Origin of the sequence: uncultured Rikenella sp., assembly GCF_910579375.1 — a bacterium.
In the GTDB taxonomy this organism is placed as follows: domain Bacteria; phylum Bacteroidota; class Bacteroidia; order Bacteroidales; family Rikenellaceae; genus Rikenella.
Window position 1 is genome coordinate 1 of the sequence record NZ_CAJTUJ010000024.1, and the last position, 23,147, is coordinate 23,147.

The window sequence follows — 23,147 nt, forward strand, 5'->3', positions numbered from 1 at the left end:
CGTCCGCGCGCTGGCGGAAATCTTATTCAAACGCGCATCACGCGTTTGAATGATTTCCTTTTCCAGCAGTCGCGCGCGGTTTAGTTTGAGGGTACTGCGCTCGGGCCGCGCGGGCCCCATGTCCCGTGAACGGACGATGCTACGCATCGCTACAGCAACCTATACCACAAAGCCGCACAAGTTCTCACCGCCGTTTGATCTCCACCGCAGAGCCGTCCGCCAGGTTGAGATTCCCCGAAACGATCACCGCATCCCCCACATTCAGCTCCGCCCCCCGATCCGTATTCGGCACCACCGCATGCGAATCGCTGTTCGACATCTCAATCAGCACATACGTCCACATCGCCCGCCCCGTCTCCCGATCGTAACGAAAAAGCACCTCCCGGTCGTCCCGCACCAACACCGCACTCTTCGGCACCACCAGCTTGTCCCCCACCGAGCTCTCGACAAAGACCTTCACATTCATCCCGTCGATCAGCGTCCCCGGATTCGGGATATTCGCCGTCACCGTAATCTGCCCCTTTTCATCCACCGTCGGATTGACCTGCACCACCCGCCCCGCATAACGTTTCGTCGGTTCGACGAACGTCGCCACCCGCACCTCCTGCCCCGGCCGGACACTCGAGAGCTCGCTTTCGAGGATATTGAACTCCACGTCGAACGAACGGTCGTTGATCACCGAACAGAAAAAGTCCCCCTTCGGATTCTCGTGCAACTTCGTTTTCAGGTTCGCAATCCGCCCGCCGAACGGCGCCGTGAGCACACAATTATCCGCCGCCAAGCGCGCACTCCGCAAGCCCGTCACCGCCGCATCGTATCCCGACCTCAACCGGGCGATCCGCATCGTCTCGTCCGGCACCCTCGCCGTATCCGCCACATCGTACCCGAACCCCAGCAACGCATCCTGCAAGTCGAGATCCGCCTTGTGCATCGCCTGCCGGGCCTGTTCCAACCGGATCTGCGCCTCGCGGTCATCGATCCGCGCAATCTGCGCCCCCGCCCTCACCGCCGTCCCGTTTCCGCCCGCCAGCCACGTCACCGTCCCCGACACCGCAAACCTCAGGTCGCTCTTCTGCTGCGCCCTCAACTTTCCGTTGCTGATGAGCTGCGACCGGAACGTCCCGCGCCGCAACACGATCGTATCCACCGGATTGGCGATCTGCGTCTGCGCCTTCTTCAGGACAGCCGAATCCCCCGCCTCCTCCGAAGTCGCCCCGCCCGCGCAGGAGACCAGCCAAACCCCGCCCCACCCGAATAACAAACGGAAGATATGCCGAAATAAGTTCGTTCCCATGACCGACTATTGTTTTTCCAGCGAAACGACATCGAAACACGCCGCGATATTGCGCCCGTGCATGAAATCGAACAGCGTATAGCGCTGTATCGCATAGTAGTAGTTCCAGTAGTTCTGCAACTCCGCGAGATAACTCGTGTGCGCCGTATTGCGTTCGCTCTGGGCCGTATTGAAGTCCAGCACACTGATCTTCCCCGCCGCGAACTGACGCAGCGAGAGCGCATACCGCTCCGCCGCCACCGAATCCGCCCGGGCCGAAATCGCACACTGCGCATTCTGGTTATTGAACTGCATCACCTTCAGGTAGATATCCTGCTTCCGGTCGATCCGCTCCTTGTCGATCTCCGCCTCCGTCACCTCCTGCCTGAAGAGCGCCATCCGCACCTTTCCGCGCGCCACCCCGCCGTCGAAGATCGGCACCGTGATCCCCATCCTCACCGTCTCCTGATCCAGCGGATTGCGATACGCCCCCCCGATCGTCTCCGCCACCTGATTGAGCCCGAACCGCGCATAGACCGTCGCCTGCGGTCTGCGATTCGCCTTCGCCTGCGCCACGCTCATCTCCGCTTCGAGCTGACTGATCCGGTTCCGGTACTCGAACGACGTATTGGTAAAGGCCAGCCGATACGCCTCCTCGATCGGAATCTCCACCCCCGGGACACTTCCCGGAATATCGAGCGCCACCGAGTCCCCCTCGTCGAGCCGCAAATAGGACTTGAACCGCGCCGCCGCCAAATCCAGCTGCAATTTATTGGTATTGATCGACATCCCCTCGTTCAGCAGCCTCAATTCGAGCTGCATGAGGTCGTTTTTCGAGATGGAGCCGATCCGGAACCGCTCCTGCGATATTTTGTAGAGCGTATCGGTATTGTCCCGGTTTTTCCGGGCGATATCCAGGTTCTGCTGCGCCACGAGGAGGTCGAAAAACAGCGTCACCGCTTGGGCCGTAATCGCCTCCATCGACTCCAGATATTCATACTTCGCCTTTTCGTACCTGACCGGTTCGATCCGCTTGTCCCACCTGAGCTGATTGAAGCCGCCGATCGGCTGATTGAGAATCAGGCTCACCGGCGCCGAATTCCAGGTCACCTCCCGCTCCGGCGCGAACTGGTCGAGCCGGTCGAGCCCCGTGTAGAGTTGGATATTCCCGCCCGTAGCCGCGATATTCTGCTGAAGATAGAGCCCCAGCGAATTGCGCATCGCATAATTATCCACGTAATTATATCCCCCCGTCACCGCATTCTGGAGCGAAGTGTACGACTTGTCGAAATTGGGAATCGTCCCGCTCAAAGAGAGCGAAGGCAGCATCTGCGCCCGGTAGGAGCGATACTGCCAGTACTGGCTCAGGTAGGTATGCTTGGCCATCATGGCATCGATCGAGCAAGCCTGCGCCCGCTCGATCGCCTCCCCGAGCGACAGACGCACCGCCCCCCTCTCCCGCCCCAGCGCCGGCCCGACGGCCGCCCCGAGCGACAAAAGACAACTCCAGAGACAGATGCTTATCCGATTTCCCATTCCGATCGTATGTAGGACAAATATCGTTATTTTCCGCCGGTCGGACAAATCGAATCGCCGAATAAATCGGTTTCCCTGCCCCAAGATTTCGCCCGCCCCGGATGTCCGATTCGAAAAACCGCCTATTTTTGCCATCGACCTAAACCCAAACCACCTTTTTATGAACACCCTCCGCATCCTCGCAGCCGGGCTGCTGCTTCTGTGCAGCCCGTCGCTCTCCGCCCGCCATACCCTCCGCCTCGCCGAGCTGAATCCCGAGTCCGTACACCAGAGCTACGGCACCGCACAGCTCGGCCGCTCCGTCACCGGCCGTCCGGCCACCGTCGGCGGCGAAGCTTTCACCGACGTCATCGGCACCCACGCCCCGTCGGTACTGCGGCTCGACCTCCACCGAACCGCCCGTTCGTTCCGAGCCCGGGTCGGCATCGCCGACAACGACATCGACTACGCCGCCCCCTCCGGCCTGAGCCCCATCGCCCTGACGGACGGCTCCAGACTGTGGTATGCGACGGACGGAGACACCCGGCAATTCGTCGGCCTCGCCCGACCCGACGGGACAGTGGGCCCCGGCTCCGTGCGGTTCGTCGTGCGGGGCGACGGCTGCGACCTTTATGACAGCGGCATCCTGCACGCAGGCGATGCGCCGAAAAGCATCGAGCTCGACCTGACCGGCATCTCCCGGCTGGAGCTAGCCGCCGAACCGACCGACGACGGCCCCAGCGGCGACCACGCCCTGTGGATCGCGCCGCAGATCGACTACGACGGCGACCTGTGCCCCGAAGCCATCGCCGCAGACTCGACAGACGACCTCCCGAACACGCTGACCGCCTCACAGGAGCAGCTGCTGCGCCAGCTCGACCGGCTGCCCGTCCTCGCCCCGGAAGCGCTCTACACCCCCGCCTCCTACGACTGGCTAATCGACCCGTCGGCCTCTCGCGCCCGGCTTTACGCCACCCCCGACCGGAAAGGGCTCATCCTCGCCAACGACCTCGTCGCCCGTGTCTTTCGGATCGTACCGAACCTGGCGACCACCGACATCGTCAACCGAATGACCGGCGAGAGCCTGATCCGCGCCGTGAGCGGCGAAGGCACCCTCACCCTCGACGGCCGCGAATATTCCCTCGGCGGTCTGGACGGCCAACCCGAACGCGGCTACTTAGACCCGAAATGGTTAGACCGGCTGACCTCCGTTCCGGGCTCCTTCACCCTCGAAGCCTTCGAATTCATCCCGGACGCAGAGACGCTGCCCTGGAACCGGAACCGCTGGGCGCTGAACACCGACGACCCGACCGGCGCCACCCTGACCTTCACCCTGCGCGGCCCGGACGAACTGGAGGCCACGACCGTCCGCATCGCCTACACCCTATACGACCGGGTGCCCGTGCTGCGCAAACGGTTCACCCTGCACAACGGCGCGGCGGCCCCCGTGACCGTCGACCGCTTCCGGCTGGAACAGCTGGCCTTCGCCGAACCGGAATCGCCCGGCGGAGGCGACCCGACGAAATTCCGGCTGCCCAACATCCACATCGAGAGCGACTATGCCTGCGGCGGCGAGTTTTTCGAACCCCAGACCGACATCACGGAACGGTGGGTAGAAGACCCTCGCTACACCTCGCAACGGAACTATAACCTCCAGACCCCCTGCATCCTGGAGGTCGCCCCGCCCTTGGGGCCCGCCCAGCCCCTCCTTCCCGGCGAGACCTTCCGGTCGTTCGCCGCCTACGAGATGCCGTTCGACAGCGACGACCGGGAGCGCAAAGGACTCTTCAAACGCCGCATGTACCGCACCCTGACCCCTTGGGTGACCCAGAATCCGATCTTCATGCACCTCACCTCCTCCGACCCGGAGGTCATCCGGCGGGCGGTGGTTCAATGCGACTCGACCGGCTACGAGATGATCATCATCAGCTTCGGCTCGGGGCTGAACGCCGAAGACACCTCGGCACAAAATATCGAAAAGTGGAAAACGCTGGTCGACTATGCCGCCGAACGGGGCATCGAGATGGGCTGCTACTCCCTGCTGGCCAGCCGCTGGATCAGCGACAGCGTAGACGTCATCAACCCGGCGACCGGTCGTCGGGGCGGCGCGAAATTCGGCAGCTCGCCCTGCCTCTCCAGCCAGTGGGGGCATGACTATTTCGCGAAAATCCGCACCTTTTTCGAAAAGACAGGGATGCGCTGTTTCGAACACGACGGCTCCTATCCGGGCGACTTCTGCGCCTCGACCGCCCACGCCTACCACCGCGGACTCGACGACTCACAGTGGAACCAGTTCCACACCGTGACCGACCTCTACCACTGGATGTGCAGCCGGGGCATCTACATCAACGTGCCCGACTTTTACTTCCTGAACGGTTCGACCAAGACCGGCATCGGCTATCGCGAGACCAACTGGTCGCTGCCGCGCGACCGGCAAATCATCCACGCCCGGCAGCTGAACTACGACTGCACGTGGGATCGTCCGACCTCGGCCTGCTGGAGCTTCGTGCCCCTCGTCGAATACCAGGGCGGAGGCGCAGCCGCCACGCTGGAGCCGCTCAGCGACCACCTGTACGAATACAAGACCCACATGGCACAGAACTACGGCGCCGGTGTCCAGGCCTGCTACCGCGGCCCGCGGCTCTACGACACCCCCGCGACCAAAGAGGCCGTCACCGAGGTGATCGACTGGTACAAACGCTACCGCCGGATCCTCAACAGCGACATCATCCACCTGCGCCGTCCCGACGCCCGGGAGTGGGACGGCCTGCTGCACGTCGATCCGAGCGGCCCCGTCAAAGGTCTGGCCATGTTCTTCAACCCGACCGACCGGGCGATCACCCGCACCATCCGGCTGCCGCTCTACTACACCGGCCTGACCTCGCGGGCACGCATCCGCGAAGCGGAAGGCCGTCCGCAGAGCTACCGCCTCGACCGGGACTACACCGTGACCCTGCACGTGACCATCCCGGCGCGGGGATACACCTGGTACACCATCGAATAGACGAATAGCGAAGCGGCACGATCGTGCCGCTTCGCTATTTTATCGGTCGCACATCTCCACCGGCTCGGCGAACTTCAGCCGCACAACCCGCACAGGTTCGTCCAGCACCGCCTCCGGCAGCTCGAAACACACCGTACCGTCCGCCACCGTAAACTCCACCTTTCGGCCCGAGAGCTCGTCCCGGGCCGAAATCATTCGTTGCTCCGTCTGCGGCAACTCCAGCGTGCGCACCAACGGATCGGTCACCAACAGCCACGCCCGTTGTCCCCTCCGCGTACTGAATCCCCCCTCGAACGGTTTATACGGGCCTCCGCGCGTCCCGTAAACGGCCTCTCCGTGCGCCCGAAGCCACATACCGAGCGTATCCATCAGCGCCACCTGTTCCGCATCGAACTCACCGTCCGGCCGCGGCCCAAGATTGATCATGTAGTTTCCGTTGCACCCCACCACACCGACCAGGTCGCGCACCAGTTCATCGGCCGTCATCAGTTTCGGCTGCGGATTGTACGACCATTGCGACCGGTCGATCGTCACCCACGCCTGCCACGGATGGTCGCCCCACACCGTCACCTTATTGCCGCGGTTCACCAGCCGTTCGCGATCCTGGAAGTCGCCCGCATAAGTCTGTCCGTCCATCTCGATGTGGTTGTCCGCCCCCGCCATCCGACGTCCGATGTCGATCCGCGTGCTGAGCAGAATCTCCGGTTTCCGCGTGTGGAACCGCCGATACATCTCCGACCCGATCTCGTGGGTATAGGTAGCGTCCCACTCCCCGTCGAACTGAACGAACGCCAGGTCGTACCTGTCGATCAGCTCGCCGACCTGCGCCGCCATGTATTCGAAATAGCGCGCCGGATTCGGACTGTCGTCCCGTTTCGGAAAGAGCAGCCCCGGACCGCCGTGATTATACGGTTTCCAGTCCGGATGATACCAGTCCAGATTGGAGTAGTAGGCGCCCAGCACGATTCCATGACGATCGCACGCTTTTTTCAATTCGCCCATAATATCCCTCCGTCCCGGCGTGTTTTCCATGTCGTAATCCGACACATCCGAGAACCAGATTGCGAATCCGTCGTGGTGTTTGGCCGTCGGCGAGAGGTAGCGCATCCCCCACCGCTTCATCAGCCGGCACCAGCGGTCGGCATCGAACCGCACCGGGTCGAAACGCAGGTAAAGGCTGTCGTAAGCCGATGCCGGAATCGTCGTTCCCCGGCTCCAGCCGATCTCCCGTCCGCCCAGCGACGACGGTCCCCAGTGCACGCACATCCCCACGCGCAAATCCTGCCATTTCTTAAGCGCTGCGGCCGAAGTTTTCAGGTCGGGATTCCGGTCGCCCCCTCCGCTCAGCACCGTCTGCCCGCAGACCGACCCCATACCTAACCAGGTCGCCAGCACGACCCAAACACTGAAAATACACTTTCTCATAGGACTATTTTTTTTAGATTTAGTTTCCCTCACTCCTCCCCCTCGGCGTGCCTCGTCTCGTCGTTTTTGGTCATCTCGCCGAGGGTCAGCGGCTGGGGCGCCTCGAACGGCTCCCGCCGGTAGGGACAATCCGCCACCTCGCAATGCGCACAGTGGCGCTCCTCGCACGAATCCGAATGCGTCGAGACCAGCACCCGCCCTTCGAACACCGCATAGAGCGCGTCCTTCAGCTCCTCGCACGCATCGTGCCCCTGCGCGACATTGAAATACCACGGCAGCGTCAGGTCGCAATCGACATAGAGGAAACTGCCGTACCGAATGGCCTTGAGGTTGTGCACATCGATCCACTCCGGCCTCCTTCGCGCCGCCACCCCGCGGACGATCTGCTCCAGCACCTCCCGATCCGCCTTGTCCATCAGCCCCCCGATCGTCTTGTGCAGAATCCGGCCGCCGGCCACGCCGATCAGCACGCCGAAGAGCACCGCCAACGCGCCGTCGATCCACGGAATGCGGGTGAAATAGAGCAACAACAGCCCCGCCACCAGCCCGACCGTCGACCAGGTATCCGTCTGCAAATGCTTTCCGCCCGCCACCAGCGCGATCGAGTCATACCGCCGCCCCATCCGGATGCTCCACCACCCGGCGATATAGTTCACCGCCCCGGCCGCCGCCACCACCGCGATCCCGATATCCAGCCTCCCCGGCATCCGGGGTTCGAAGAGCCGCTTCACCCCTTCGACGCCGATCCAGGCCCCGGCCAACAGAATCATCAGCCCTTCGATCGACGCCGAAATCAGCTCCACCTTCCCGTGCCCGAAAGGATGCCCCGCATCCTTCGGTTTGGCCGCCAGATGCAGGCTGTACAGCGTGATGAACCCGGCCGTCACATTCACGATACTCTCCAGCGCATCCGTCAGAATCCCCACCGAATCCGTCAGAAAAAAGGCGACGAACTTGCCGACCATCAGCGCCACCGACACGGCCACCATTCCGGCCTGTACCCGTTGTTTTACACGATCCACTGTCTTCATAACGGACAAATATACGAAAAAAGGCCCGCCGCCTCCCCGCCTCGCCGGTAGCGAGACGAACGGAAGCGGCAGACCTGCCGTTTTTTATGAAGAAAAGATAGAGCGGACTAATCCCTACAGCTCGTTCTTGACGCTGTCCACGATCTGACCGTCCAACAGGTTGATGATCCGGTGGGCATAAGTCGAGTCGCGCTGCGAGTGGGTCACCATGATGATCGTCGTCCCCTCGCGGTTCAGTTCCGAGAGGAGCGTCATCACCTCCTGCCCGTTCTTGGTATCGAGGTTACCGGTCGGTTCGTCGGCCAGAATCAGCTTCGGCTGCGCCACCACTGCCCGGGCGATCGCCACACGCTGCTGCTGCCCCCCTGAGAGCTGCTGCGGGAAGTGACCCGCCCGGTGGCTGATGTTCATCCGGTTCAGGATGTCGTTCACCATCTCTTTCCGTTTCTTGGCCGGGATGCGCAGGTAGATCAGCGGCAGTTCGACATTCTCGAACACATTGAGTTCGTCGATCAGGTTGAAGCTTTGGAACACGAACCCGATGTTTCCCTTGCGGTACAGCGTGCGTTCCTTCTCCTTGAGCGACCCGACCTCCTTGTCCAGCAGATAGTAAGTCCCGTCCGAAGGATTGTCGAGCAGGCCGAGGATATTCAGCAGCGTCGATTTGCCGCACCCCGACGGCCCCATGATCGCCACGAACTCGCCCGGCGCGACCTCCATCGAAACATGGTTCAGCGCAATGGTTTCGACCTCTTCCGTGCGGAAATATTTGCTCAGGTCTGTGATGCGGAGCATCGGATCGGTGATTTGAATGGTATTTTCCATGATTGTTTAATGTTTTGTCGTTTGGTTTGATTGGTTAGCGACATCCTGTTTTATGCCGAAATCATGCCAAAGTTAATAATTTTCTGGTTCACAGCATCTTGCGAATTCAGCCTCCCGGCTTTTTTGTCTAAAAATTAGACAGTCGGTGTCTATTTTTTAGACACCGCACCGCCTGTCGCAAATCCCTACTCCGTCTTGAACGCCTCCACCGGATTCGCCGTCGCCGCACGCCAACTTTGGATCGTCACCGTGGCTAAAGTAATGAAAAGCACGATAGCCAGCGAAACCGCGAAGACCCACCAATAGACCGGCGTCCGGTAAGCGAACGTACCCAGCCATTCACGCACCCCGTACCACGCCAGCGGAGCAGCCACCACGAAGCAGATCAACACCAGCCGCACAAAAGATTTGTTGAACATCGCCAGTATCTCTGCAACGGTCGCCCCCATCACCTTGCGCACCCCGATCTCCTTGCGCCGGTACTGCGTCTCGAAGACCACCAGCCCGAAGACCCCCACCAGCGAGAGCACCACAGCCAGCAGCGAGAAGACCGTAATCAGCGTCGTCACCTTCAACTCCTTCCGGTACAGCGCATCGAACGCCGCATCGAAGAATTGCAGGTCGACCGGGTAAGCCGGATCGATTTCGGCCGCCGCCCGCCGGATGTGTTCGACCGCTGCATAAGGGTCGCCCTTGATTTTGAAATAAGCGGTCTGCAACCGGTTATCGAGCCCCGACTCCTTCCCCACCAGCACCATCGCCATCGGCCCCACCGCGGCATGCAGCGACCCGTAGTTGAAATCCCGGGCGATCCCCGTCAACCGGGCCTCTCCGCCCCATCCCCGTTCGTTCAGCGGCTCCTGCATCGAGAGTCCGAACTCCCGGGCCGCCGACTCGTTGAACAGATAGTGATAACACCCCTCGCGCCGCGCATCCGTCTCCGTAAAATAATCCCCGTCCACCAGCTCAACCCCCAGCATCCGGGGCAGATTCCACGATACCACATCCGCCGCAAAGAGAATCGTCGTTCCCCGGAGCTCGCGGCCCCACTGAGAATGCAGATTGGTCAGCCCCAGCGGCCTCTCCGAATAACCCACCTCCTCGACCAGCGGCGACTGTACCACCCGCTCTTCGAACGCCTTCGACCCGCGAAGCTCGCCGCCCATCCGGGCCATCGCAATCCCCTCGTAATCCAGTCCCGTATTGATTCCGCGCAGATAGCGATTCTGCAACTGCATGAACATCGCCGCCACGATCAGACCCAAAGAGACCACGAACTGGAAACCGATCAGCGCCGTCCGCAGCTTACGACCCTTCGGCGAGAGACCGAACGAACCTTTCAACACCAGCGCCGGAGGGAACGAAGTGGTGTAGACCGCCGGATAGATCCCCGCCAGTATCCCGACGCCCAGAGCTACCCCCAGCCCCAACCAGATCACTCCGCTATAGGTAGAGAACGAAATGCCTCCCGAAATCAGTTCGTTGAAACCGGTATCCCTCAACAGGTAGACCCACAACAGAGCCAGGCAGAAGCCCAACAACGAGATGCCCACCGACTCGAAGATCAGTTCCGCCCGCAGTGTCCCGACCGGAGAACCCAGCACTTTCCGGGTATTGATGTTCTTGATCCGCAGCGGCGTGAGCGAGGTCGCGAAATTGACGAAGTTCACAGCGGCGATCCCGATCACCAACAGGGCGATCGACAACAACAGCGTCATCGTCGTCCGGTTGCCGCGTTCCGTCAGCGCGCCCGTCCCGAAAGCCGCCGACCGGTCGTCGTAATAGCGATCCGACAGCCGAACGAGATTCGCCGTTATCTCCATCCCCATATCCATCTTATTGGTAAGCGGAAACGCTTTCCACCCCTCCACGATCTGCGCCGGATCGACCCCCGGACGGAGCAGCACATACATCTGATAGTTGGCGTTATCCCAACTGTACCCGTCGGCCCCGAAAACGAGCGGCAGGATGACCCGGTTTTTGATCTGCGAATTGTCCGGGAAATCGCGGTAGACCCCTCCGACCTCATACTCCTTTCCTCCCACCGTCATTCCGCGCCCCACCACACCGTGTTCCGTTCCGAACAAGCTCTGCGCCAGCGACGCCGGCAGAAGCACCTTGCCCGGTTCCCGCAGCGCATCCGCAACCCCTTCCACCATCTCCGGCGTGAAGATATCGGTAAACGCCGCCTGGGCCGCCACCACCGGCTGTACGAATCCGACCTTCGTCCCGTTGCGTTCGACCGTGATATACGTATCTTCAAAAGGCGGTATCAACAGCGCATACGCCTCGATCCCCGCCCCCATCCCGCCGAACGTCCGGCCGAACTCCGACGAGACGACGGGCACGAACCCCTCGGCCATCAGCATCTCGGCCTGGCAGATCCGGTCGGCATGCCGGTGGAAGCGGTCGAAAGTCGACTCATACCTCACCTGCATCAGGATCAGGATAAAAGCTGCGAAAGCCACGCTCAGCCCCACGATGTTCAGCCCGCAGGCCAGCCGGAAACGACGCATCGTCGTCAGAAATTGACGGAAAAACAGTCTCATTTTACTTGCATTCAAAAAATTAAAAACCGAAAGAACGACAGAGCGGCCATACCGTCCAGCCACCCCGTCGTTCATAAGACGCATCGAAACAGGATTTCGGATGCGTCCGAGGGTCGGTTTCAACACCCTTTCAACAAATGTTCATACAAGAGACGCATCCCGGCCCCGTTTCGGATGCCCTCCCCCGACGATTTCGTCGCGCCGCCCCCCTATTTGAGCAGCAGCACCTGATTGTCGCCGTAGGTATCGTAGCTCGACACAATCACCCGTTCGCCGTCCTCGAGCCCTTCGAGCACCTCGTAGTACATCGGATTCTGGCGTCCGATCCTCACCGGCCGGCGGTAGGCCTTGTCCCCGTCCGGCGACACCACGAAGATCCAGCTGCCGCCCGTCGTCTGGTAGAACGCCCCGCGCGGGATGATGATCCCCTCCGTCGGCTGTCCCAGCTCCAGATTGATGTAGTAAGTCTGCCCCGAGCGAATATTCTCGGGCCGCTCGCCCGTCAGGTAGCACCACGTCCGGAACTGGCCGTTGCGCACCTCCGGGAAGACCGTCCGCACCACCAGTCCGAACTTGTTCCCCTGCCGTTCGAACGTCCCTTCGAGCCCCGGTTTCACGCGGTCAATATAGTGTTCGTCGATCATCGCCTCGATCTTGTAGTCGCTCAGGTCGTTGATCTGCCCCACCTTCGTCCCCGCATTGACATACTGCCCCAGCACCACATCCAGCTGCCCCAGCTCGCCGTCGATATTGGCCTTCACGTTGAGGTTATCGACCCGCTGGCGGATCAGCTCCATGTTTTTCTTCATGCTTTCGAGACTGATCTCCATGTTGTCGACCTGAATGCTTCGGAAGATCGAGTCCTGGCGCTGCCGTTCGAAGACCAGCTCTTTCTGTTTCAGCGAGAGCTCGTAATTCTCCTTGGCCTGCAAGTACTCTTCGTTCGAGATGAGGTCTTCGCGATGGAGCGCCTCGTACTGTTCGTACTTGCGTTTGGCCCGCGCCACATCCATATCGAGCTGGAGCCGCTCTTTCTGGAGGTTCAGCTTCTCCTGCTCCATGCTCACCCGCGTGTTTCGGAGCAGGTTCTCCTTTTCCGCCAGGTCGGCCTCGCTCGTCAGGATCTGCATGTTGAGCTGCGGGTTGGTGAGCCGGACGATCACATCGCCCTTGCGCACCATCGCCCCCTCCTCGACCACCTTGACATCCACATTTCCGCTCTCCAACGGGCTCACCTGCACCGTCGTGATCGGCAGCACATTGCCGTTCACCCGCACATAGTCGTTGAACTGCCCCCTGCGGGCCGTCTCGATCGTCACCGTCCGGCTGTCCACCTTCATCGACGCGCTGTGGTCGCCGAAGATCAGCCAGCCCAACAACACCAGCAACACCGCCCCGCCGGCCACATACGGGATATGCTTCTTGCGCAGCCCTTTCTTCTTTTCAATTACTCTGTCCATGATTCTTATCTGTTTTTTACTTGATTATCATCCTATCGAAAACCGCCCGCCGCGGCCGTCCTTTACTCCCGTTTGATCGCCACCGCCGGATTTTCGACCGCCGCGCGGTAGCTCTGCCCCAGCACCGTGAAGAGCGCGATCACCGCCGCCACGAGCCCCGCCAGCGCGAAGATCCACCAGCTCATCGTCGTCCGGTAGGCATACCGGCTCATCCAGCCGTCCATCAGCCACCACACCACCGGCACCGCGATGACGAACGACACCGCCAACCACCGCAGGAAGCTCAGACAGAGCATCCCGACCACCTCGCGCACCGTCGCCCCGTGCACCTTGCGGATCGCAATCTCCTTCCGCCGGCGTTCCACCGAGTAGCCCACCAGGGCGAAGAGCCCCAGACAGCCGATAAAGATCGCCAGCACGCTGAACGTCAGCAACCGCGCCCGGAAGAGATTCTCCTGTTTGTACATCCGGTCGAACTGCGCGTCCATAAATTCATACTGGAAGACCTCGTTCGGGAACATCTCGCGGAACGTGCGTTCGATGTGTCGGAGCGCCGGTTCGATCTGCCCCGCCGCAATCCGGATATACGGGTCGCCGCTCCACGCCCGCACGAGTACCAGCGGCGTCACCTGTTCCGTCACCGGCTGGTGCTGAAAATCCTTGAACACTCCGACAAACTTCTCGCCCGGGATCTGCACCTCCGGCGCCACATTGCGAATATGCTTGGCAAACGCCTCGTTGATGACCATTTGGCCGGACGGCCCCCATTCGAGCCGGTCGACATTGGTCTCCGAGATCGAATCCCCCTCGACCATCGGCACCCCCAGCACATGAAGCGTATGCTGATCACCGTAGAGATGCTTCGGCGACAAGTGCTCCCGTTCGTTGATCTGCACCGTGTTCATTGAACCGATATGCATGGGGTTCCCCTGAATCAGCGACGCGTTGACGATAGTCGGACTGTTCAGCAGCTGCGTGCGGAACGTATTGAATTTCTCCCTGTTCATGAAAGAGCCCCCGCCGACCATCACCACGTTCTCGCGGTGGTAGCCCAGGTCGAGCGTCGTGAGATAGCGTATCTGCTTATTGATAAGCAACGTCGCCGCGATCAGCCCGATTGAGATGACGAACTGGAAGACGATCAGCGCATTCCGCACCGCCGACATCTGCCGTCCCCCGCTCGACCGGTTGGCGATGGCATCGAGCGGTTTCATCCGCGTGAGCACCATCGCCGGGAAGATCCCCGACAGCACCCCGCACACCAACGGCAACACCACGAACAACACCAGCAGCATGTCCCAACTCAGCGAGAGGGAGAGTTCGCTGCCGACGATCATCGGATAGAGCGGCCGCAACAGATAAGCCAACCCGAAAGCCGTCACCGCCGCCACACACGTGATCAGCACCGAATCCCCGATAATGAACCCGATCAGACTGCCTCGGCTCGCCCCCATGATACTCTTGATGCCCATCGCGCGCACCACCTCCGTCGAACGCGCCGTATAGATATTGACGTAATTGATAATAGCGATCACCAGCACCAACACAGCGATAATACCCAGCACCACCAGCGCCCCCGAATCGTACGCATTCATGGCCCCCGTCACCTCGGGCGTGAAGTAACAGTCGTCGAAAGCACGGATATGCGGCAACTTCGGACTGTCCACCCCTCCGGCCTCCTCGATCTTGTCATCGAGCGTCCCCTCCTTGATGAAATGACCCCCGTAAGCCTCGGCCATGCGCTCCAGTACAGCCCGCTGAAACTTATAGTTCATAGTCTTCATATCGACCGTGGGGTTGACCCGAAAATAGCATTCGCTCGCCCAGCGGAACCACTTGTCGGCCTTGTCGCCCGGATTCGCCAACTGGAAAGTGAGAATCACCTCCGGCGTATAGAGCGAATTTTCCGGAACATCCTCGAATACGCCAGTGATCGTCACCTTCCAAGTATTGTTGACCTCGATCTGTTTACCGATCACGTCGAGCGAACCGAAGAGCCTCCGGGCCGCCGATCGGCTCACCATCCCCTTCGAGGCATCGGCCAAAGCGTCCGCTCCGCCTCCGCTCACCATCCGGAACGGCAGCACCTGCAACAGCGTCGAGTCGCCGAACATCGAACTCAGAGAGAAGCGCACGCCCGCCGGCTGATCCGGCACCGAAACCGTCATTGAGCCCCAGCTGATCGCACGAGTAGCCGCAATAACCTCCGGGAACCGGGTCATGAACCCGGCCAGCGGGTCGGGACAGATCGAACCGATCTCATCCACTTCGACCTCGCACCGCCAGACATCGTCCATCGGCCGTTCGAAACAGTCGTCGTGCCGCACCTGCCCGATGATAAAGATATACATCACGATCACCGCCGCAAACCCGAGCGTCAGCCCCAGCCAGTTGATAAAGAACGAAAACGGTCGGTTCTTTTTGGCCCTCCAGCTTTCAAGGAAAAATTTTCTGAACATATCCTGTTTTGTTTATCGATTTCCGCCCCTCCCTATCCACACCTCATGCCACAACAGAAAATCGACTCATTATCAAATTCTTGCAATTTCCGTCTTTTCCTCCGAGTGTCTAATTTTTAGACATTCACCGTCTATTTTTTAGACACCGCACCGCCTGTCGCAAATCCCTACTCCGTCTTGAACGCCTCCACCGGATTCGCCGTCGCCGCCCGCCAGCTCTGGATCGTCACCGTGGCCAGCGTAATCGCCAGCACGATCAGCAGCGAAACCGCGAAAACCCACCAGTAGATCGGAGTCCGGTAGGCGAACGTCCCCAGCCACTCCCTTACACCGTACCACGCCAGCGGAGCAGCCACCACGAAGCAGATCAGCACCAGCCGCACGAACGAGCGGTTGAACATCGCCAGAATCTCCGCCACCGTAGCCCCCATCACCTTCCGCACACCGATCTCTTTCCTCCGGTACTGCGTCTCGAAGACCACCAGACCAAAGACCCCCACCAGCGAAAGCACCACAGCCAGCAGCGAGAAGACCGTAATCAACGTCGTCACCTTCAACTCCTTCCGGTACAGCGCATCGAACACCGTGTCATAGAACTCAATATCGACCGGATAGAGCGGATCGAGCTCCGCCACCGTCCGTTTGATATGCGCCGCCCCCGCGAACGGATCTCCCTTGATTTTGATATACGCCACCGAAAGATCATACCACGCCTCCTTGCCGAACTGATAGAAACACATCGGCGCGATCTCATTTCTCAACGACGCGAAATTGAAATCCTTTACCACCCCGACGATCGGCACGAGATCGGACTGATGTCCGAACACCCGATTGTCGAGCGTCATATCGAACTCGCTCATCGCCGTCTGGTTGAAGATAAACGCCCCCGCCCGCAGGTCGTCCTCCTCCTCGAAGTCGCGCCCCTCGACCATCGGCAGCCCCATCACCCGGCAGAAATTCCACGACACCGGCAGACACGTAAAATGAATGCTCCGTCCGTTGGACAAACCCCGTCCCCACCGCATATACGTATCCGAGCACCCGACCCTCATCCCGGAAAAAGCGACATCCTCGATCGACGCATCCTCCTTAAGCCGATTGACCAGCGTATTTTTCATCTCCGATTTCGCCAAATCGCGGCTCAAATTCACGATAACGACCTGGTCATGATCCATCCCCGTATCCAAGCTCCGCATATAGCGATTCTGCAACTGCATGAACATCGCCGCCACGATCAGGCCCAAAGAGACCACGAACTGGAAGCCGATCAACGCCGTCCGCAGCTTACGACCCTTCGGCGAGAGACCGAACGTCCCCTTCAGCACCAGCGCCGGAGGGAACGAGGTCGTGTAGACCGCCGGATAGATCCCTGCCAGTATCCCGACGCCCAGAGCTACCCCCAGCCCCAACCAGATCACCCCACTGTAGGTCGAGAAAGAGATACCTCCCGAAATCAGTTCGTTGAAACCGGTATCCCTCAACAGGTAGACCCACAACAGAGCCAGGCAGAAGCCCAACAACGAGATGCCCACCGACTCGAAGATCAGCTCCGCCCGCAGTGTCCCGACCGGAGAGCCCAACACCTTCCGGGTATTGATATTCTTGATCCGCAACGGGGTGAGCGAAGTGGCGAAATTGACGAAGTTCACAGCGGCGATACCGATCACCAACAGGGCGATCGACAACAATAACGTCATCGTCGTCCGGTTGCCCTTGGGCGCCGTGTCGTACCCCACCGTCTTATCGTAATAGACCTCCTCTATCGGTTGCAGGATAAAGTTCGGCTCTCCCGAAATCCAGTCCGGTTTCCCGAACGCAGCATACGCCTGCGTCATCTGCCGGGCCGCCGCCTCCGGATCGCTTCCCGGCCACAGCGTCACGAAACACCAGTAATTCTGAGCCCCCCAACTGTTTTTGTGTTCCTCCGGCGCTATTTTTTGTTTGATGCAATTGGGCACCGAGCTGTTCGCCGGGAAATCGCGATAAACCGCCCCCACCTCGACCGTACTCTTCTCTCCCATCTCGAACGTCACCAACTTGCCGATCGCCGACTCCGTCCCGAAGAACTTCCGGGCCATACTCTGCGGCAGGATCAGTTTCGTATGGTCGTCGAACGCCTCCCGCGTCCCCTCCGTCAGCTCGTAACCGAACACCTCGAAATCGTCCGGATAGATCGTCGTGTACGGCTCGATATAAGCCACCTTCGCCCCGTTCCGCTCCAGAGAGACATACCGATTATCCAGATAACACGGCCTCATCGTCCCCTGCGCGATCGCCGGCGAGCCCGCCAGCAGCACATCGATCATCGGACGCGCCAGAATCGCCTCGTGCATCGTGCTGTCCTTCACCTCCACCCGGTATACCTGGCGCGGATACCCCTTGTCGAACCCCCGTTCGTAGCTCACCTGCATCAGGATCACGATAAAAGCCCCGAAAGCCACGCTCAGCCCCACGATATTCAACCCGCAAGCCAGTTTGAACCGCTTGATCGTCACCAGAAAATTACGTAAAAACATCCCGTTCATCATTTTTTCATCCATTACCGTTCGTAAAAATTCCCCGCCCTACTCCGCCAACAGCGGAATCCCTTTGTAATAGTCCACCAGTTTGCGCTTCGCCTGCCACGTGAGCTCGGCATTGAGCAGCGTCGCCCGCGCCTCGAGCAGCTGGTTCGACGTCGTCTGCAAATCCAACGCACTGAGCAGCCCCTCCTGATACTTGTACCGGGCCACCTTGTAGGCCAGCAGCCGCGCCTGCACCTGTTTTTCGGCCTGAATCCGTTCGGCATACGCCCCGTTCAGGTCCAGCACCGCCTGCTCCACCTCCACGGCAATGCGTCGCTGCGTTTCGATATGCGTCTGCTCCGTACTGCGGAGGTTGTTGCGCTGCCGGATCAGGTTGCTCGGCCGGCTCCACGCCGAGAAGATCGGCACGCTCAGACTCGCCGACACCGACTTCGACAAGTTATCCTTGAACTGTTTATGGAACGGCGTGGCATCGTGCTTCAGGTTTTTGAAATACGACGTTCCGATCCCCGCCGACGCCGACAGCGACGGGAAGAGCATCCCCTTCGCCGTCGAGAGGTCGAGCTTCGCCAGTCGGACATTCATCATCGACATCCGGGTGTCCGGCATCATCGCCGTCGCCACATCCACGATCTCCGAGACCTCCGCCGTTTCGGGCGCCGGTTCGGCATACCGGTAGGCCGTATCGATCCGGATCGTCTCCTCTGGCGGGAAATTCATCACCTCCTTGAGCTGTAGTTCCCGCGTGCGGGCATTGTTTTCGACCTTCGTCAGGTTGTACTCATCGGCCGCCAGCGACGCCTCCAACTGCGCCACATCCGCCGCCCCGCGCAACCCGAGCTCCTTCATGTGCCGTCCCTGCCTCAGATTCTCTCTCGAAGCCTCGACCTGCTCCCTGGCCAGCGTCCGCGTGCGCAGCGTGTACGTATAGTCGAAATAAGCCGTCAGGGTCTCCAGCGCCACATTGTCCTCCGTCTGTTTCTGCTGTTCCTCCCCTCGGAGCTTCGCAATCTTCCCCGCCCGCGTGTTGTTGAGCAGCTGCAACCCGTTGAAGACCGTGATTCCGGCATTCACCCCATAGCTGTTATTCAACGTATTGACCGTCGTATAGGCATTGGTCGACGGGTCCACATTCCGTCCGAACCCGGCCGACAGTCCGACACTTCCGCTGAGCGACGGCAAGTGCCTGAGAATAGCCTCGTGATACGACACCTTCAGGTTGGCATTGGCCAGCTGCTGCCTCACCGCCCTCGGGCTGTTCTCGATCGCATACCGCATGCACTCCTGCAAGTTCCACACATGCAGCGAGTCGTTTTCCTGTCCGTAAACGCCCAGTATGCTCAACCCGCACACCCAGGCACATGTCATCCATTTTTTCATCTCGATACAATTCCGTTGTTTTCGGTTCGCGCGAATCGTCGCGCCCCGCACCATTTTTCCGCCCAGATAACCACACAACGTGCCAAACCGACTAATTCAATCTTTATCAACGAATTACAATTCAAACCATTTTCCCCGAGTGTCTATTTTTTTGACACTCTTGTCTATTTTTTTGACAATCCTATCCTATCTTTGCCCTGCCAAACGTTCATAAAAGTATCCGGTGCGACGCCTCAGACAGAGAGCGACAAAAGAATGGAGGTAAAGGCTGATGGTGGAAATGCGTAACATTTCCCGTCCACGGGACGTGGGGCCCGCTTGGCCGACGCGTTCGCGTCATGGCGCGCGGCCGTTATTACTTCCCAGTTGCTCGCGCGCCGCCGCCTAAAGAAGCGATTCAACTATTTCGGCTTACCGCCGAAATAGAATGAATCGCGCAGGCGCGCGAAAGAGAACTGCGAAAAGAGAATATAGGATAGAGATAGCGTGCGAACAAAGAATGGCAACGATTGGGGATGAATTTGGTGCGGGTCGGAGCCAGCGTGGCCGGAAACGAGCCCCGCGACGTTGCAGGCCTACGCCTGGGGTGGCTCCGGCCCGGGCGGCTCTGCGAGCCGCAGGAGGCATTTCCAAAATAATTAAAACGCAGCACCCCATCCGTTTATTCCGAGAGGCAACGCAACTGAAAACCGTAACCGCGATAGCTCGTACTGCTGGTACCGAGACCGTGCGAACTGAAATTCAAATCCATGCCGTTGACTCCATTTGTGATGGAAGACCAACTGAACCCGCTGCCGCCGACGTACATAAGATTGCCTAATTGCCTTTCGTTACCTGCATCGCGGTAGCCCGGGGCGGGGTCACGCGGCCTCGAACAACAGGCTGCCTCCGGCCCAAGCGAACAAGACCCGCGTCACACGCCCCCCCCGGGAACCCCATTTAGTTTATACCCACCCATACACCGACCGAAATATGAAAAAAGAGGGAACGATCATCGTCGTAGACGACAACCGCAGCATGCTGACCGCCGTCGAGATCCTGTTGAACGGCGTCTTCGAACGCGTAGTGACCCTCAGCAGCCCCACCCGCCTGCTGAACACCCTGCGCGAAGTGCACCCCGACGTCCTGCTGCTCGACATGAACTTCAGCTCCGGGATCAACAGCGGCAACGAAGGCCTCTACTGGCTATCGGAAGTCAAGAAAGCCTCCCCCGACATCGAAGTCGTCCTCTTCACCGCCTACGCCGACATCGACCTCGCCGTGAAAGCCATGCAACGCGGCGCCACCGACTTCGTCGTGAAACCGTGGAACAACGCCAAACTCGTCACCACCCTCCGTAATGCCCTCGCCCTGCGCCGTTCCCGCTCCGAAGCCAAACAACTCGGCGACATCAAACGCTCCTTCTCCACCGACAGCACCGCCGAGAACGCCATGTTCTGGGGCACCTCCTCCGCCATGAAACGGCTCCGCTCCATGGTCGAGAAAGTCGCCGCCACCGACGCCAACATCCTAATCACCGGCGAGAACGGCACCGGGAAAGAGATGCTCGCCCGCGAACTCCACCGCCTATCGAACCGCCGGGACGAACTGATCGTCCCCGTCGACCTCGGCGCCATCCCCGAGACCCTGTTCGAGAGCGAACTCTTCGGCTACGTCAAAGGCGCCTTCACCGACGCCCGCAGCGACCGCGCCGGCAAATTCGAAGCCGCCTCGAAAGGCACCCTCTTCCTCGACGAGATCGGCAACCTCCCCTACCACCAGCAAGCCAAACTGCTCACCGCCCTGCAAAGCCGGAGCATCGTCCGCGTCGGAAGCAACACCCCGATCCCCGTCGACATCCGCCTGATCTCCGCCACCAACCGCGACCTCGACCGAATGGTCGCCGACGGCAGCTTCCGCGAAGACCTCCTCTACCGGATCAACACCATCCACATCGAACTGCCCTCCCTCGCCGAACGCACCGAAGACATCGTCCCCCTCGCCGAAATCTTCCTGAAGCGCTACGCCACGAAATACAACAAGCCCTGCACCGGCTTCGACCCCCAAGCCCGGGAAAAACTGACCTCCCACACCTGGCCCGGCAACATCCGCGAGCTGCAACACACCGTCGAGAAAGCCGTGATTATGGCCGACACCGAATCGGTTACCGCCGACGAGCTCCTGATCTCACGTCGGGAAGGTGAAGAGCCCGGCCCCCGGCCCGCCACCTTCTCAACCCTCGAAGAGATGGAACGCTCCATGGTCACCGAAGCCCTCAAGCGCCACGAAGGCAACCTCTCCGCCGTCGCCGCCCAGTTAGGCGTCACCCGCCAGACCCTCTACAACAAACTGAAGAAATATAATTTGTGATCGCCGCGCCCGGACAGCCATGCCCCCTCCGGAGCGACTTTACGCGGGACGCCGATGTGCCCATGAACGGTACCTTCCCCTATTACTCCGACGGCGTAGCCGGTGAAAAATACACCAATGAGAACTTCAAAGCCACCAACGGTCGTCTCTACAAGGTAAGCACCTCGGGCGCGGGAACCCCGCTCGCCTGGTACCCCGCCCCGGGCTTCCGCGACGCGGGCAATAATGGGCGATTGGGCGCTCTGACGGACGTCGGCAACTACGGTTACAGCTGGGCTTCCACGGTCGGCGGTACCAATGGCATGCACTTGGGTTTCAGCGTGGCGTGGCTTAATCCCAGCACCGCGTACTACCGCGCCTACGGTTTTCAGTTGCGTTGCCTCTCGGAATAAACAGAGCCCCTACCCGAAATAAAGACCGCAAATAAAGGCCGCCACCCCAGGCAACCGCCAATCTCTGCCTTAAACCGCCCGCCGCCCCCAACCATCATACCACACAGCACCATGTACAAAGAACTGACCGCGCGCCTCCTGCCCCTCCTGCTTCTGCTCTCCGTCTCCTCGGCCGGCGCCATCGTCACCCTCCTCCATCGCCACTACCTCCTCAGCAGCTGCTGCGCCGGCGCCGTTCTCCTGCTGCTGATCGCCCTTCTCCGGCTCTACAGCCGCACCACCCGCAAACTCGTCTTCATGTTCCACTCCATCGAGAACGGCGACTACTCCTTCAAATTTTCCGAAACCGCCTCGCGCCGCAACAACATCCTGATCAACCAATCCCTCAACCGCATCCACTCCCTGCTGACCAAAGCCCGCGACGAAACCATCGAACAGGAGAAATACTACCAACTGATCCTCGAAAGCGTCACCACCGGCATCCTCATCATCAACGACCGCGGCCACATCACCCAGACCAACCGCGAAGCCCTCCGCCTGCTCGGCATCCAGACCCTGACCCACATCAAGCAGCTCGGGCGGCTCGACGAACAATTCCCCGCCCTGCTCCGCGACATCGTCGCCGGCGAGAGCCGCCAGCTCACCTGCCGTTCCGAGCGCGGCTCCGTCACCTTCTCCGTCCACGCCTCCTCCATCGTCCGGCGCGGCGAGCCCCTCAAGATCCTCGCCCTGACCGACATCGAGAACGAACTATCCGACCGCGAAATCGAGTCCTGGATCCGCCTGATCCGCGTGCTGACCCACGAGATCATGAACTCCATCAACCCCATCACCTCGATCAGCGACTCCCTCGTCGAACGCATCGGCCCCGCCGACGACTCCGAGCTCCACCGCGGCCTCGCCACGATCAGCCAGACAGGCAAGAACCTGATCTCCTTCGTCGAATCCTACCGCAAATTC

15 protein-coding genes are annotated in these 23,147 nt (G+C 60.3%); 4 read left to right on the plus strand and 11 right to left on the minus strand.

What is annotated here, in order from left to right; genetic code table 11:
• Positions 1-184 precede the first annotated feature (184 nt).
• Both QZ302_RS03945 and QZ302_RS03950 read right to left on the minus strand, forming a co-directional pair.
• Entirely contained in the window at positions 185-1,294 is a 1,110-nt protein-coding gene (locus QZ302_RS03945) for an efflux RND transporter periplasmic adaptor subunit (RefSeq protein WP_294592731.1), read from the minus strand.
• Positions 1,295-1,300: 6 nt separating this feature from the next.
• The gene (locus tag QZ302_RS03950; RefSeq protein WP_294592734.1) at positions 1,301-2,809 is read right to left on the minus strand and encodes a TolC family protein; all 1,509 of its coding nucleotides are present in this window, start codon (positions 2,807-2,809) and stop codon (positions 1,301-1,303) included.
• Between the two features lie 160 nt (positions 2,810-2,969).
• On the opposite strand from QZ302_RS03950, the gene QZ302_RS03955 reads away from it, so the two are divergent.
• Positions 2,970-5,792: an NPCBM/NEW2 domain-containing protein gene (locus tag QZ302_RS03955; RefSeq protein WP_294592735.1), complete on the plus strand. Its 2,823-nt coding sequence runs from the start codon at positions 2,970-2,972 to the stop codon at positions 5,790-5,792.
• 39 nt (positions 5,793-5,831) lie between these two features.
• Here the strand turns inward: QZ302_RS03955 and QZ302_RS03960 are convergent, their stop codons facing one another.
• The 9 genes from QZ302_RS03960 to QZ302_RS04000 all read right to left on the minus strand — a co-directional run bounded on the left by QZ302_RS03960 (position 5,832) and on the right by QZ302_RS04000 (position 20,254).
• On the minus strand, positions 5,832-7,217 hold the full coding sequence (locus QZ302_RS03960) for an alpha-L-fucosidase (protein WP_294592737.1): 1,386 nt from the start codon (positions 7,215-7,217) through the stop codon (positions 5,832-5,834).
• A gap of 29 nt (positions 7,218-7,246) precedes the next feature.
• Entirely contained in the window at positions 7,247-8,248 is a 1,002-nt protein-coding gene (locus tag QZ302_RS03965; protein ID WP_294592739.1) for a cation diffusion facilitator family transporter, read from the minus strand.
• Between the two features lie 114 nt (positions 8,249-8,362).
• Entirely contained in the window at positions 8,363-9,043 is a 681-nt protein-coding gene (locus QZ302_RS03970; protein ID WP_294592771.1) for an ABC transporter ATP-binding protein, read from the minus strand.
• Between the two features lie 215 nt (positions 9,044-9,258).
• Entirely contained in the window at positions 9,259-11,622 is a 2,364-nt protein-coding gene (locus QZ302_RS03975) for an ABC transporter permease (RefSeq protein ID WP_294592741.1), read from the minus strand.
• 209 nt (positions 11,623-11,831) lie between these two features.
• Positions 11,832-13,082 (minus strand): efflux RND transporter periplasmic adaptor subunit, encoded by a 1,251-nt coding sequence (locus QZ302_RS03980; RefSeq protein WP_294592744.1) that lies wholly within the window; start codon positions 13,080-13,082, stop codon positions 11,832-11,834.
• 62 nt (positions 13,083-13,144) lie between these two features.
• Positions 13,145-15,541: an ABC transporter permease gene (locus tag QZ302_RS03985; protein WP_294592757.1), complete on the minus strand. Its 2,397-nt coding sequence runs from the start codon at positions 15,539-15,541 to the stop codon at positions 13,145-13,147.
• Between the two features lie 167 nt (positions 15,542-15,708).
• Entirely contained in the window at positions 15,709-18,057 is a 2,349-nt protein-coding gene (locus tag QZ302_RS03990; protein ID WP_294592759.1) for an ABC transporter permease, read from the minus strand.
• Between the two features lie 48 nt (positions 18,058-18,105).
• The gene (locus tag QZ302_RS03995) at positions 18,106-19,446 is read right to left on the minus strand and encodes a TolC family protein (RefSeq protein ID WP_294592761.1); all 1,341 of its coding nucleotides are present in this window, start codon (positions 19,444-19,446) and stop codon (positions 18,106-18,108) included.
• 661 nt (positions 19,447-20,107) lie between these two features.
• Positions 20,108-20,254, minus strand: coding sequence for a hypothetical protein (locus QZ302_RS04000; RefSeq protein WP_294592763.1), 147 nt, complete (start codon positions 20,252-20,254; stop codon positions 20,108-20,110).
• Between the two features lie 164 nt (positions 20,255-20,418).
• On the opposite strand from QZ302_RS04000, the gene QZ302_RS04005 reads away from it, so the two are divergent.
• The 3 genes from QZ302_RS04005 to QZ302_RS04015 form a co-directional block, all read left to right on the plus strand.
• Entirely contained in the window at positions 20,419-21,795 is a 1,377-nt protein-coding gene (locus tag QZ302_RS04005; RefSeq protein WP_294592765.1) for a sigma-54 dependent transcriptional regulator, read from the plus strand.
• Between the two features lie 62 nt (positions 21,796-21,857).
• Positions 21,858-22,187, plus strand: coding sequence for a hypothetical protein (locus QZ302_RS04010; protein WP_294592767.1), 330 nt, complete (start codon positions 21,858-21,860; stop codon positions 22,185-22,187).
• A 111-nt stretch (positions 22,188-22,298) separates the two neighbouring features.
• Positions 22,299-23,147 (plus strand): PAS domain-containing protein (locus QZ302_RS04015; protein WP_294592769.1); only part of this gene is annotated, 849 nt, incomplete at its 3' end.

Excerpts from the sequence above, each read along its gene's own strand:
- QZ302_RS03950 (WP_294592734.1), bottom strand. The coding sequence starts at position 2,809 with ATGGGAAATCGGATAAGCATCTGTCTCTGGAGTTGTCTTTTGTCGCTC.
- QZ302_RS03965 (WP_294592739.1), bottom strand. The coding sequence starts at position 8,248 with ATGAAGACAGTGGATCGTGTAAAACAACGGGTACAGGCCGGAATGGTG.
- QZ302_RS04005 (WP_294592765.1), top strand. The coding sequence starts at position 20,419 with ATGAAAAAAGAGGGAACGATCATCGTCGTAGACGACAACCGCAGCATG.
- QZ302_RS03985 (WP_294592757.1), bottom strand. The coding sequence starts at position 15,541 with ATGTTCAGAAAATTTTTCCTTGAAAGCTGGAGGGCCAAAAAGAACCGA.
- QZ302_RS03960 (WP_294592737.1), bottom strand. The coding sequence starts at position 7,217 with ATGAGAAAGTGTATTTTCAGTGTTTGGGTCGTGCTGGCGACCTGGTTA.
- QZ302_RS03975 (WP_294592741.1), bottom strand. The coding sequence starts at position 11,622 with ATGAGACTGTTTTTCCGTCAATTTCTGACGACGATGCGTCGTTTCCGG.
- QZ302_RS03980 (WP_294592744.1), bottom strand. The coding sequence starts at position 13,082 with ATGGACAGAGTAATTGAAAAGAAGAAAGGGCTGCGCAAGAAGCATATC.
- QZ302_RS03955 (WP_294592735.1), top strand. The coding sequence starts at position 2,970 with ATGAACACCCTCCGCATCCTCGCAGCCGGGCTGCTGCTTCTGTGCAGC.
- QZ302_RS03970 (WP_294592771.1), bottom strand. The coding sequence starts at position 9,043 with ATGCTCCGCATCACAGACCTGAGCAAATATTTCCGCACGGAAGAGGTC.
- QZ302_RS03945 (WP_294592731.1), bottom strand. The coding sequence starts at position 1,294 with ATGGGAACGAACTTATTTCGGCATATCTTCCGTTTGTTATTCGGGTGG.
- QZ302_RS04010 (WP_294592767.1), top strand. The coding sequence starts at position 21,858 with ATGAACGGTACCTTCCCCTATTACTCCGACGGCGTAGCCGGTGAAAAA.
- QZ302_RS04000 (WP_294592763.1), bottom strand. The coding sequence starts at position 20,254 with ATGTACGTCGGCGGCAGCGGGTTCAGTTGGTCTTCCATCACAAATGGA.
- QZ302_RS03995 (WP_294592761.1), bottom strand. The coding sequence starts at position 19,446 with ATGAAAAAATGGATGACATGTGCCTGGGTGTGCGGGTTGAGCATACTG.
- QZ302_RS03990 (WP_294592759.1), bottom strand. The coding sequence starts at position 18,057 with ATGTTTTTACGTAATTTTCTGGTGACGATCAAGCGGTTCAAACTGGCT.